Source organism: Thermostichus sp. OS-CIW-32, from assembly GCF_054060415.1.
In genome coordinates this window covers 88,537-101,047 of record NZ_JBSSDD010000003.1, presented here as the reverse complement: position 1 = coordinate 101,047, position 12,511 = coordinate 88,537, and the positions used below count along the sequence as shown (strand labels likewise).

The window sequence follows — 12,511 nt, the reverse complement described above, 5'->3', positions numbered from 1 at the left end:
CTTTCCGTGTTGGCGATTTACCTGCATGGATTCGGCTCTGGGCCGCAGTCGGCCAAGGCAACTTTCTTTCGGCAGCGGCTGCAGCAGGTGGGGATCCCTGTTCAGGTGCCTGATCTGAACCAGGACAATTTTGCCCAGCTCACCTTGACCCGCCAGATCCAGCAGGTTTCCAGCCAGCTTGCCGAGATGAACTACCCGCCTGTCACTCTCATCGGCTCTAGCTTGGGGGGCCTGGTGGCTGCTTGGGTTGCCGAACGACAACCCTGTGTGCAGCGCTTGGTGCTCTTGGCGCCGGCTTTTGGCTTTTTAGGCCATTGGCTGCCGCGGCTGGGGGCAGAGGCGGTGGAGACTTGGCAGCGAACCGGACAACTCATGGTGTTTCACTACGGAGAAGGCCGCCCTCTCCCTTTGGAGTACGGCTTTGTCGCCGATGCCCAGCGCTACCCGGATGGGGGGTTACGACGGCCTGTGCCCACCCTAATTGTGCACGGGATCCAAGACGACACCATCCCCATTCAAGCCAGTCGAGACTATGTGGCCCGTCGCCCCTGGGCCCAACTGGTGGCGGTGGAGAGTGACCACGCCCTGACGGATGTGTTGGATCCCATTTGGCAGATCACCAGCCGCTTCTGCGGGTGGGGGATGGAGACGGGGCAGTAGGGTTGTTAAGGGGATCCCTGTCCCGTGCTTGCCCATTCGCGAAAGCGTCGCGTAGCGATAATGTCTATGCAATCCAAAGTGCTGTGCCTACAACAGGGGAAGGCTGACGTGACTGCCGGCTTGCTCTTCGATATGGACGGGGTGATTGTGGATTCAGAACCAATCCATGCCCGCGCCGGGGCCATTGCCCTGCAACGCTGCCACCTATCCCTGGATTTGGCCCCCATCTCCCTGCAGTTCAAGGGGCGCACCGACCGCGATATGTTCGAGTACCTCGTCCAACACCAGACGGACACCCCGCCTGCGGAACAGCCCCTGCTGGTGCAGCGCTTGATCGAGGAAAAGGCCAAGGCTTTTGGCGAGCTGCTGGCAGAGGTACCCCTGGTGCCGGGGGTGCTGGAGTTTTTGGCGGCCAGCCGCCAGCGCTTTTCTGCCCTGGCCGTCACCACTTCGGCCATCCGCCGGGATCAAGCGCAGATTTTCCAGCGCTTCGACCTGCACCGCTGGTTTGACGCGGTGATTACCGCCGAAGACATTCAGCGGGCCAAGCCCGACCCAGAGCCTTACCTGAAAACGGCTGCCGCTGTGGGGTTGGATCCGGCGTTGTGTTGGGTGATTGAAGATTCTACCCATGGGATCCGCGCCGCTAAGGGGGCTGGCTGTTTTGCGGTGGGCCTCACCACGGCTTTCACCGCCGAGGAACTGCGCCACGCCGGGGCAGATGTGGTGGTGGACAGCTTTGCGGAGTTGGCCACACTCCTGTTCGCGAGAGCGTCGCGTAGCGATAACCTGCCTGTGTAGGGAGCCCAGCCCATTCGCGAGAGCGTCGCGTAGCGATATGCCAGCACCCACTTTTTTGCGGCAGGCCCTGGATCGCTATCCGTTTGCTTCGCGGCGACGGGTGGTGATGGGCAGACAGGGATCCGTGGCCACCAGCCAACCTTTGGCGGCAATGGCGGGCATGGAGATGTTCTGGGCGGGCGGCAATGCTGTGGATGCAGCCGTGGCAATGGCGGTGGCTTTGACGGTGGTGGAGCCAACCTCCAATGGCATTGGCGGCGATGCCTTTGCTCTGGTGTGGGAGGGGGGGGAGGAGGGTCAGCTGTACGGGTTGAATGCTTCCGGTCGCAGCCCAGCCGCCCTGACGCCGGAGCGGTACCGGGACCATGGGCGGATCCCCCCCTACGATTGGTTAGCGGTGACGGTGCCGGGGGCAGTTTCCGCTTGGCAGACCTTGCACCGGCGCTGGGGAAAGCTGCCGTTCGAGCGTCTGTTTGTGCCTGCCCTTCGTCTGGCGCAAGAGGGATTTCCGGTCTCTCCCCGGGTGGCCCAACTGTGGCAGGCGGCGGAGTCCATCTATTTGCCCCTGCCAGATCCCCGCCACGAGGCCTTCAAGGCCGTTTTCTTTCCCCAAGGGCGTGCCCCACGGGCTGGGGAGCGCTGGAGCAGCCCCCTGCATGCCCAAACCCTGAAGGCCATTGCCCACAGCGGGGGTGAGAGTTTTTACCGGGGGGAGCTGGCGGAGAAGTTGCTGGCTTTCTCGGAAGCCAGCGGCGGCTTTCTTTCCCCCGCTGACTTGGCCCAGCACCAGGCCGATTGGGTGGAACCCATCCATACAGATTACCGCGGCTACACCGTCTGGGAGATCCCCCCCAACGGGCAGGGCATTGCCGCTTTGATGGCGCTCAACCTTTTGGAGGGTTTTGAGCTGGGTCGGATCTCCTACGATGCCGGCGAGCGCTATCACCTGCAGATTGAGGCAATGAAGCTGGCCTTTGCCGATGTGAGCCGACAGGTGGCGGATCCGGAGTATGTGCGGGTCAGTCCTGCCCAGATGCTGGATAAGGCTTATGCGCAGCGGCGGCGGCAGTTGATCGGGAGGGAGGCGATCCCCCTGGCCCAGCCAGGGCTGCCGGAGGGGGGAACGGTTTACCTGGCTGCAGCTGATGGTGAGTTGATGGTGTCTTTGATTCAGTCGAATTTCGATGGCTTCGGCAGTGGTCTGCTGGTTCCGGGCACGGGCATTGCTCTCCACAACCGCGGCACGGGTTTCACCCTGGAGCCCGGCCATCCCAACCAGGTGGGCCCCCGCAAGCGCCCCTACCACACGATCATCCCCGCTTTTCTATCCAGAGAAGGGATCCCCCTCGGCCCTTTTGGTGTCATGGGGGGGGCAATGCAGCCCCAAGGCCATGTGCAGGTGGTGGTGAATTTGGTGGATTACGGCCTGAACCCCCAGGCGGCTCTGGATGCGCCCCGCTGGCGAGTGCTGTTGGATCAAGGGATCCCGCAGGTGGCGCTGGAGAGCACGGTGCCGCCCCAGGTGGTGCGCGAACTCTCCGCCCGCGGCCATGCAGTGCAGGTGGTGGACGCAGAAGAGGATTGCGGCCTTTTTGGCCGGGGACAGATCCTCTTGCGGGATGGGGATCACTTCATTGCGGCTTCCGAACCCCGTGCCGATGGCCTAGCCCTGGCGTGGTAGAGTGCCTAGCTCATCACCATGCCACCATCGATGGCAAAAACCTGTCCCGTGATGTAGGCCGCCGCCGGATCTGCCGCCAAAAAACGCACCAGCCCCGCCACTTCTGCCGGGGATCCCAGTCGCCCCAGGGGGATCTGCGCCAAAATCGGGCCAGGATCCAGTTTTTCGGTCATTTGGGTGGTGATGAACCCCGGTGCCACGGCGTTGACGGTGATGTTGCGGCTGGCCAGCTCGCGAGCTGCTGTCTTGGTGAGGCCCACCACCCCTGCTTTGGCGGCGCTGTAGTTGGCCTGGCCGGCATTGCCCACCAAGCCCACCACCGAGGTGATGTTGATGATGCGCCCCTGGCGCTGCTTCACCATGATCTTGGCGGCTGCCTTCAGGCAGAGAAAGACCCCCGTCAGGTTGAGATCCAGCACCGCCTGCCAATCTTCTGGCTTCATGCGCAGCAGCAGGGTGTCGCGGGCCATGCCGGCATTGTTCACCAGCACATCCACCCGACCCCACCGCTCCATCACCTGGGCAAACAGGCCCTCCACTGCCTCTGGGCAAGACACATCGGCGGCCACAGGGATCCCTTCTCCCCCCAGGGCCGCGATCTCCTCCACCAGGGACTCGGCTTCGGCAGCGGAGCGGGCGTAGTTGATCGCCACTTTTGCTCCAATGGCCCCCAGGTGCAGGGCAATCGCCCGGCCAATGCCCCGGCTGGCTCCGGTGACCACCGCCACCTGGTTATGGAGCGAGGGCAAGGGGAGAAGTTCAGACATAGGCAGCAGCTTCCCGCTTATTTCTACCGCCGCAACAGTATAGGATGCTTTGGCCTTGTCTGGGGCGGGGAGACTCCCCCCTATGGCCGTTCCAACAGCGATGAGACCGCCTGTCGCCTCGATCCCAAACTCCCCTCTCCTCTTGGGAGAGGGGCTGGGGGTGAGGGCTAGCTCCTCTTGGGAGAGGGGCCGCGGCTGGTCGCATCAGCAGCGCGGAGCGTTTGAGCAACTGGCTGGGGAGACCCCCTCGCGTCAGCGGGCCGCAGGCCCCAACGGTAGGTGCTGTCGCTGCTCGCGCAAGCGGAACGGTGTTCCCTAAGCGCTGACGCCAGGAGGATCCTTGCCCTCTGGGGAGAAACCAGTAAGCTGGGCCAGATTAAGATCGATGGCTAGGCCTAGCCGAGGAACCGTCCATGCAAGTGGAGTTTCGCGAGTGCGATCCGGGAAATCTCTGGATCTGGTTTGAGTTTGCGGAGCCGCCGGTTCCAGCGGAGCTGGAGTACCTCAAGGAGGTGCTGGAATCCTGGTATGTGCTGGGCAAGCTGGGGGGATTCAACGCCGAGCGCCTGGTGGCCCAAGAGGCGGAGGTGGATCTGAGCTATTTGGAGTACCCCAGCGACTCAGCTCCCTTGACCTCCCTGATGCACAACATGGGATCCTTGGAAGAAAAGGGCAACTGGGCCCGCTGCTGGTTTGACCTGGGCACGGCCGATGCCTTGGCGCTGGATGTGCTGATCAACGCCCTGCGCACCCTCAGCCTCGAGTACATTAACCTCAGCCGCGTCATCATCGGCGGGCAGAACGAGGACTGGCCAACACCGGATCCCGAGGAGACCGATGTCTATGATGATCTCAACGGCTACCTGCGGGATCATTGGGGGGAAGAGGGAGAGCTGGAATAGCTCCTACTCCAGGTAGCCCAGCTCTTGCATCCGCCGCACCAAGTCTGTGTTGCTTTCCATGTCAACTCGGCGAGGAGCGGTGCTGGGCCGGCGCGATTCTGCCCACTCCAACCACTGCCTCAGCCCTTGCCGCAGGCGGTCTAGCCAAGCCTGGGGGGAAAGGGATCCCGGCTCAGAAGGGATCCCGGCCGCCAGCAAGTCCTGCAGTTCCGCCGGATCCTGCTCCAGGTTGTAGAGGCTGGGGCGATCTCCGGTTTGGATCAGCTTGGTCACCCCTTCGTAGAGAGCGCGGCGGGTGTCGTAACAGGCGCGCGCCTGCAGCAGGTTGTCGTTGCGGTTTTCCATGGCGCGCAGGAGAATCTGGGGCGGGAAGGCTTCGCTGAGCACCACTCCCTGCTCCGGATCCTCGCCGGCCAGGGTGCGGCTCAGGCTGAGGCGGGCGATCTCGCGGCGAAGCTGGAGGCTGACGCGGGGGGCGCCGTTGGCTAGAGAAAGGCTGGGGCGGAAGCCGGCTGCTTCCAAGAGAGTATGGAAGAGGCGGCGGGTGGAAACGGGGGTGGCCACGCGCTTTCCTGCTGGAAAGTAGCCGGGGTAGTGCAGGATCAGGGGGACGCGGATCAGCTCTTCGTAAACCACAAAGGCGTGGCCGACAAAGTCGTGTTCCCCTAAGCCTTCGCCGTGATCGGCGACGATGGCCACCAGCGTGTTCTGCTCCAGGCCGGTGTGGCGCAGGGTGTCGAAGACGGATCCCAGTAGGTGATCTTGGTAGGCCACCTCAGCATCGTAGATATCCCGCAGCACCTGCGCTTGCAGTGGAGAAAGGGGCTGCGGCAGGGGCGCCATCCAGCGGTAGGGCTGGGCGTTGTATTGGCGCAAAAAGTCGCGGGCCTCGCGGTTGCTTTTGAAATAGGGGGCGTATTTCTGCACAAAGGGCTCCGGCGGCCAGTAGGGCAGATGGGGCTCCATCAGGTTGACAAAGCAAAAGAAGGGCCGTGCTCCGGGATCCGACCGGCGGCGGGCCATCTGCTGCAGGTAGCGGTTGAGGTCGGCAATCGAGGCGGCGGTGTTGCCTTTGAAGTTGAGCAGGCGGGTCCAGAGGGAGGCAAACCAGGGGTGCAGCGCCAGCTGGAAGAGGGCGTCGGAGCGGGCAAAGGCGTTTTGCACCGGATAGGAGAGCCGCCGCCAAAATTGGGTGTAGGCGGCCAGCCAGCGGTTCAAGGGGGCGGGCAAGGGGGTGCCTTCGGGGGGGCGGGTGGGCAGAGCGCCACCGTAGTTGTAAAAGGTTTCAAAGCCGCGCCGCAAGCCGTTTTTCAGGATCCCTACCAGGGGGTTGTTGCAAAAGCCCACGGTGGTATAGCCACTCAGCTGCAACAGCTCTGCCAGGGTGGGCAGGGCGGGGCTTAGCTCCAGATCTGCTTGGACGGTCTGGTGGGTGCTGGGATATTCCCCCGTAAACAGGGAAGCGTGGGAGGGGATGGTCCATTGGGCAGGGGCGATGGCCCGCTCGAAGAGGGTGGATTCGGCAGCCAGCCGATCCAGGTTGGGGCTGGTGGGCAGTTGGCGGGCACGCTCCGCTTCTGACCAATAGCAGGAGAGACGATCCGCCCGCTGGGTATCCAGCACGATCAGCAGGATGTTGGGGCGTTCTACGGCAGCAGCGCCGGCCCTTGCGGGGGAATGTCCTGTTTGCGCCACTCGGACGGAGTCCTCAAAGCTCACCACAACTCACCCGATACTTTTCCTTAAAGGTATCCCTATCCTGCCATGCTCTCGGCCAGCTTTCTGCTTCCCCCCAGCCCCCCTTAGGGCAAAGTGAGCTGGGTTTGGCTGTTGCCCTGGATCCGAGCGGTGTTGGCCTGCCAATCCAGGATCCCTTGGTTGCCTCTGACAGTCAAAGCCTGGCCGGGCTGGCGGTAGCGCACGTTGCCCTGGGCCTGCAACTGGGTGGAGCCGATGCGCCAGCGGATCTCCTGGGCCTGCAGCTCTTGACCGGTTTGCTCGGCTTTGGCTTGCCCGTTGCCCAATATGCGCAACTCGGTTAGAGGCAGGGGAGCCCGCAACTGCTCGCCCCTGAGGCGCAAAGCTTGTAAGGGAGCGTAAACCTCTACAGACCCTACTGCCTGCACTTCCCCGACGCCAAATTGCCACAGAAAACGGCTGGCAGCCAGCTCCAGATCCGGATCCCGGTACTCTGCCCGCACCGGCTGAGTGGGATCCCAGTTCTCCAGCTGCATCTGGGCTTGGCCAAAGTCGACGAGCAGCCGCTCCCCCTGCAGGGATCCCTGGCCCTCCAACAGCTCCACTTTCACCTGGCCCTCGGCTTGGAGGCGGCGCTGTTCCGGCAGCCATTCCACCCGTTGGGCCTGCAGACGCAGGTTGTCTCGCTCCGATTCCACCTCGACTTGACCCCTCAATTCCAGACGTCGTTCGCCGGGGTAGGCAGAGCCTTGCTCGGCGCGGGTGCGGATGGCGCGGTTGTCTTCGTCGAAGAATTCCCCCTGAACGGCCTGCAAATGGGCGGATCCCAACTGCACAGGAGCGGCACCATTTTCTGGGGGGGACTCATATTCGGCCAGGCGAGCCTGTAAGCGCCAGAGAATGGCACCATCCGGTCTGGCCTGGGTGAGGGTGATGTCTTCGTAGATTAACTGGGGAGTGGGAATGGGATCCGCAGGTGTGGGATCCCTGTCTGGGGATGGCTCCAGCGCTCCGCAGGCAAGGCTCAACAGGGCCAAAGCTGCCAGGGAGCTGAGGATGGACAAAGACCTGGACTGCATGGATCTTCTTCCTTGTGGGCGCTCTCCCCTACCCTAGCTTTCTTAGGACTCCGTCCCGCTGGCGCGATCAGCCGTATCCTTCCACTGCGCTGAGCCGGATCCCGCTCTCGGCAAACCCGTGGCATTATCAGGGCAAAGTGTTTTTGGGGGCAAGTGTGACCCAACTGTTGCAACTTTTCATCTACGGCCTTGTCTTGGGCAGCATCTACGCCCTGGGAGCAATTGGGGTGTCGCTGACCTTTGGCATTTTGCGCTTTGCCAACTTTGCCCACGGGGATCTGATGACCCTGGGGGCCTACTTCGGCCTGACATTTGTTGGGTTGGGTTGGCCAATTGGGGTCAGCCTGCTCCCGGCAGCTTTGGCCACGGTACTTTGTGCAGTTGGGATCGACCAACTCATTTATCGCCGCCTGCGCCGGGAGGCACCAGTGATCTTGCTCATTTCTTCTTTTGGCACCGCCCTGATTCTGCGCAGCCTGGTGCAGATCATCTGGGGGCCCAACAATCAGGTGTACCGCAGCGGGATCCAGTTGCCGTGGCGGCTTGGGGAGCTGCGCATTAAGCCCGATTGGGCGGTAATCCTGGCGGGAACAGCCCTGTTGGTGGTGGCACTGCATCTCTTCTTACAACGCACGCGGGTGGGCAAAGCGATGCGGGCCATGGCCGACAATTTTGAGCTGGCCAAGATTACCGGCATTGATACAGAGCGGATCGTCCTCTGGACTTGGGCCATTGGCGCAGCCTTGGCCTGTGCAGCAGGTGTGTTCCTGGGTATGGATACCCGGCTGCACCCCACCATGGGCTGGCGGCTATTGTTGCCCATTTTTGCAGCGGCCATTCTCGGCGGCATCGGTCGCCCTTACGGGGCCATTGCCGGAGGGCTGGTGATTGGCCTGGCGGAAGAATTCTCGACCTTGGTGATCAACCCGGCCTATAAAACCGGGGTGGCCTTCGCCATATTGGTATTGCTGCTGATCTTCCGACCCACAGGATTACTGGGATCCCCAGGTGGGGGAGAGGTCTGATGTTGAGCTACGGCATTTTCTTTTTGATTTTGGTGGGGATCTACGGCGTGCTGGTGCTGGGCCTCAATATCCAGTGGGGCTACGCCGGCATGTTCAACATCGGGGTGGGGGCTTTTTTTGCCGTGGGAGCCTATGCCAGCGCCATTGTAACCACACCCCCAAGCGCCGAGCATTTGGGCGGCTTCAATCTGCCCTTTTGGGTGGGTTTTGCCATAGCTGTGGCTGTCGCCGGGGCGATTGCCTTTTTGATCGGGTTGATTACCCTGAAGCTGCGTTCCGACTACTTGGCCATCGCCACCATCGGCATTGCTGAGATCATCAGCCAAATCCTGAGAAATGAGGGCTGGCTGACCAATGGCGTACGGGGAATTACCCGCATTCCACGACCCTTTCGCGGCTGGATCCCAGGTCAGGATACTCTTCTCTACTTGGGCTTGGTGCTGTTGATCTTGGCGGCGGTCTACTGGGCCACGGAGCGGGCCTATCGCTCCCCCTGGGGGCGGGTGCTGCGGGCCATTCGCGAGGATGAACCGGCAACCCTGGCTGCCGGCAAAGATGTGCTCCAGTTTCGCCTGCAGGCGTTTGTGCTGGGATCCATGCTGATGGGGTTGGCGGGGGCCCTCTACGCCCATTTTGTCAATTTCATCAGCCCAGAAGCCTTTCAACCGGAGTTTGCCACCTTTATCGTTTGGGTAATGCTGATCGCGGGGGGCAGTGGCAACAATCGCGGCGCCTTGCTGGGAGCGCTGGTAATTTGGGGGGTGTGGTCGGGCAGCGAGTGGCTCACCAACCGTTTGCCGCCCCAGTGGGCCACCCGGGCTGGCCCTTTGCGCATTTTGTTGATCGGGATCCTGCTCCAGGTCATTCTTCTGACGCGCTCTCAAGGATTGTTGCCTGAACGTCCGCCCAAGCCCGTCTTGGGCACTTCTCCTTCGCCTAAGCAGAACCCCGCAGGATAGGATTGGGTCGGCTCCAGCTGTTGTTGACGTGTTTGAGATAACCCAGCCCTCTGTCGTCATGACTCCGCGTCCCAAGGAAACTGACCCTTCCTGGCCACCCTGCAACCCCGACACGACGGGCTGCCCCCCTGATGCCGGACAACCAGGGATCCGGACTACACCCATCCAAGAGGGCTATGCTCTGCCGGAGCAGTATTTCAACCGGGAGCTGAGCTGGATTGAATTCAATGCCCGGGTTTTGCACGAGGCCCTGGATGAGCGCACACCTCTGCTGGAGCGGCTGAAGTTTCTGGCCATCTTTGAGAGCAACCTGGACGAATTTTTCATGGTGCGGGTGGCGGTGATCCGTCGTCAGTTGGAAACGGGCGTGTTGGTGCTAACCCCGGATGGCCTTACACCGCAGCAGCAGTTGCAGCAGATCTCGAGCCACCTGCGCCCCCTGATTCGAAAATTGCACACTTGCTTCCGGCAGGAACTGGTGCCCAAGCTGGCGGAACAGGGCATTCACATCCGCGATTTTTCCGAGCTGGCCGAGTCGGAACGGCAGGAGCTGCGGGACTACTTTGAGAGGCGTTTGTTTCCGGTGCTCACCCCCTTGGCGGTGGATCCAGGCCATCCTTTTCCCTACATCTCCAACCTCAGCCTCAGCTTGGCGGTGGTAGTGCGGGATCCAGAGACTGGCAAGGAGCATTTTGCTCGCGTGAAGGTGCCCAACACCTTGCCCCGCTTTGTGCCGCTGCGGGATGGGGTGAGCTTTGTGCCGCTGGATCAGGTGATTGCCCACCATCTGGAAGCGCTGTTTGTCGGCATGCAGGTGCTGGAGTACTACCCCTTCCGCATCACCCGGGATGCCGATCTGGAAATCCAAGAGGACGAGGCCGACGATCTGCTGGCTGCCATTCAAGAAGAGCTGCGCAAACGACGCTTTGGCTCGGTGGTGCGCATGGAAATTGCCAGCCAAACTCCGGCAGCCATCCGACAACGGCTCAGCGAAGAGATGCGCCTCAACAGTGACTCGGTGTACGAAGTGGATGGCCTCTTGAGTATGGGGGGGGTGATGGCGTTTCTCAGCCTGGATCGGCCCGATTTGAAGGATCCCCCTTGGGGGCCGGTCACCCCGCCCCGCCTGCGCACTGCCTCGGTCAGCGATGAGCCGGTGGATATCTTTGCCGTCATCCGGGAAGGGGATCTGTTGGTGCATCACCCCTACGATTCTTTTGCCGCCAGCGTGGAACGGTTTTTGGAGGAGGCCGCCAACGATCCGCAGGTGCTCACCATTAAGCAAACCCTCTACCGCACCTCCGGCGACTCGACGGTGGTGAAATCCCTCATTCAGGCCGCCGAAAACGGCAAGCAGGTGGCCGCTCTGGTGGAGCTCAAAGCCCGTTTCGACGAAGAAAACAACATCCTCTGGGCCAAAAAGCTGGAGAAAGCCGGGGTCCACGTGGCCTACGGCCTGCCGGGGCTGAAAATCCACTGCAAACTGGCTTTGGTGGTGCGGGAAGAGGAGGGATCCCTGCGCCGCTACGTCCACATCGGTACCGGCAACTACAACCCCAAAACCGCCCGTATCTATACCGACCTAGGGCTGTTCACTTGCGATGAGACCCTCTGCAACGATGTTACGGAATTGTTCAACCTACTGACGGGCTACTCACGGCAACGGCAATTCCGCAAGCTCTTGGTGGCCCCCAGAACCCTACGCCAAGGCATGGAAGCCCTGATCCGCCGCGAGATGCGCCATGCCCAAGCGGGGGGCCAGGGGCGTATCATCGTCAAGATCAACTCTCTCACCGACCCGGAAATGATCCGGCTGCTCTACGAGGCCAGCCAAGCCGGGGTGGAGATCGATCTCATCGTGCGGGGCATGTGCTGCCTCAAGCCGGGGATCCCCGGCCTAAGCGAACGCATCCGCGTGATCAGCATCATCGGGCGCTTCCTGGAGCACTCCCGCATCTTCTACTTCTACAATGGCGGCCAGGAAGAGTACTTCATCGGCAGTGCCGACTACATGACCCGCAACCTGGATCGGCGCGTTGAGGTGGTTACCCCTGTGGAGGATCCCGCGTTGCAGCGGGAGCTCAAGGCGATCTTGGACATCTGCCTGACGGACAACCGGCAGGCCTGGGAATTGCGCCCTGATGGCACCTACGTGCAGCGGCAACCCAAGCCAGGAGAGCCTGTGCGCTCCACCCACCAACGCCTGATGGAGCGGGCCGCCAGCCGCATTTAGCAGGATGACTCTCACTGCTAACCTCTCTCTCAGAGGGAGAGAGGAGCAGCCTCGCCGCTATCGGGAATGGCCACCAAAGCTCAGGATCCGGTGGTCTTGGCGGCCTCGGCCTCTTCCTCGCCCAGCGCAATTACCCGTTCCGTGGCCTGCAACGAAGACTGTAAGCTCTCCAACTTTTCCCGGCTGGCGCGGTTCAGCCACGACTCGATTGCATTCACCAAGAGCTGATCCACAGAGAACCAGCCCCCCCCATTCACCGCAAAGGCCAGGAAGATCGCTGCGTAGATGGCGGATAGCTCCAAGTAGGGAACGCTGAAGCCGGCCACCTTAATGTGATGGAACATGGCCACCGCCATCGTGGCGAACAAGCCCAGTGCTGCCCCGCGGGTCAACAAACCCAACGCCACCATCGGAGCTGCGATCAGCTCGGTATAGGCAGCCACATAAGCGAAGAAGATCGGGAAGGGCAACCCGATCACTTCTACATAAGCCGTCGCAAATCCTTCGATATCTGCCAGTTTGTCAAGGCCGTTGTGAATCATGAATAGCCCTGCCACCACCCGCAAAACGGTCCACGCCACTTGAGACCAGCGCGGAGTTACGCTGTCGTGACGCAAAGCTGAGGCGAGTAGCACGGGAAACTGCTGAGTGAGTGCCATAGGATAAAACCTGCGATGCAAAGATGAGCAAAGATTCTAACTTATTG

Annotated in this window: 11 protein-coding genes; 7 read left to right on the top strand and 4 right to left on the bottom strand. The window is 61.7% G+C overall.

What is annotated here, in order from left to right; genetic code table 11:
- Window positions 1-6: 6 nt before the first annotated feature.
- From ACVWY8_RS05490 to ACVWY8_RS05480, 3 genes are all read left to right on the top strand, one after another.
- Window positions 7-660 (top strand): YqiA/YcfP family alpha/beta fold hydrolase, encoded by a 654-nt coding sequence (locus tag ACVWY8_RS05490; RefSeq protein ID WP_414343667.1) that lies wholly within the window; start codon window positions 7-9, stop codon window positions 658-660.
- Between the two features lie 66 nt (window positions 661-726).
- The gene (locus ACVWY8_RS05485; protein WP_414331390.1) at window positions 727-1,461 is read left to right on the top strand and encodes an HAD family hydrolase; all 735 of its coding nucleotides are present in this window, start codon (window positions 727-729) and stop codon (window positions 1,459-1,461) included.
- Between the two features lie 37 nt (window positions 1,462-1,498).
- Window positions 1,499-3,142 carry a gamma-glutamyltransferase family protein gene (locus ACVWY8_RS05480; RefSeq protein ID WP_457393431.1) on the top strand — a complete coding sequence of 548 codons (1,644 nt, stop codon included), beginning with the start codon at window positions 1,499-1,501 and terminating at the stop codon, window positions 3,140-3,142.
- A gap of 5 nt (window positions 3,143-3,147) precedes the next feature.
- On the opposite strand, the gene fabG is transcribed toward ACVWY8_RS05480, so the two are convergent.
- Window positions 3,148-3,909, bottom strand: coding sequence for a 3-oxoacyl-[acyl-carrier-protein] reductase (fabG, locus tag ACVWY8_RS05475; RefSeq protein WP_457393429.1), 762 nt, complete (start codon window positions 3,907-3,909; stop codon window positions 3,148-3,150).
- A 413-nt stretch (window positions 3,910-4,322) separates the two neighbouring features.
- Between fabG and ACVWY8_RS05470 the strand changes: the two genes are divergently transcribed.
- Window positions 4,323-4,811, top strand: coding sequence for a DUF3531 family protein (locus ACVWY8_RS05470; protein ID WP_011431276.1), 489 nt, complete (start codon window positions 4,323-4,325; stop codon window positions 4,809-4,811).
- Between the two features lie 3 nt (window positions 4,812-4,814).
- On the opposite strand, the gene ACVWY8_RS05465 is transcribed toward ACVWY8_RS05470, so the two are convergent.
- Window positions 4,815-6,530 (bottom strand): sulfatase, encoded by a 1,716-nt coding sequence (locus ACVWY8_RS05465; RefSeq protein ID WP_457393427.1) that lies wholly within the window; start codon window positions 6,528-6,530, stop codon window positions 4,815-4,817.
- Between the two features lie 83 nt (window positions 6,531-6,613).
- Complete coding sequence (lptC, locus tag ACVWY8_RS05460; RefSeq protein ID WP_457393425.1) at window positions 6,614-7,588, bottom strand: LPS export ABC transporter periplasmic protein LptC; 975 nt, start codon at window positions 7,586-7,588, stop codon at window positions 6,614-6,616.
- A gap of 155 nt (window positions 7,589-7,743) precedes the next feature.
- Between lptC and ACVWY8_RS05455 the strand changes: the two genes are divergently transcribed.
- From ACVWY8_RS05455 to ACVWY8_RS05445, 3 genes are read left to right on the top strand one after another with little or no spacing between them, the layout of a single operon-like run.
- Window positions 7,744-8,613, top strand: a complete 870-nt coding sequence (locus tag ACVWY8_RS05455; protein WP_457393423.1) for a branched-chain amino acid ABC transporter permease — start codon at window positions 7,744-7,746, stop codon at window positions 8,611-8,613.
- Window positions 8,613-9,572 (top strand): branched-chain amino acid ABC transporter permease, encoded by a 960-nt coding sequence (locus tag ACVWY8_RS05450; RefSeq protein WP_414388245.1) that lies wholly within the window; start codon window positions 8,613-8,615, stop codon window positions 9,570-9,572. Before ACVWY8_RS05455 ends, ACVWY8_RS05450 begins: the two co-directional genes overlap by 1 nt.
- Before the next feature lie 58 nt (window positions 9,573-9,630).
- Window positions 9,631-11,805 (top strand): RNA degradosome polyphosphate kinase, encoded by a 2,175-nt coding sequence (locus tag ACVWY8_RS05445; protein WP_414343684.1) that lies wholly within the window; start codon window positions 9,631-9,633, stop codon window positions 11,803-11,805.
- 80 nt (window positions 11,806-11,885) lie between these two features.
- On the opposite strand, the gene ACVWY8_RS05440 is transcribed toward ACVWY8_RS05445, so the two are convergent.
- Window positions 11,886-12,464: a DoxX family protein gene (locus ACVWY8_RS05440; protein ID WP_414329342.1), complete on the bottom strand. Its 579-nt coding sequence runs from the start codon at window positions 12,462-12,464 to the stop codon at window positions 11,886-11,888.
- Window positions 12,465-12,511: the final 47 nt, after the last annotated feature.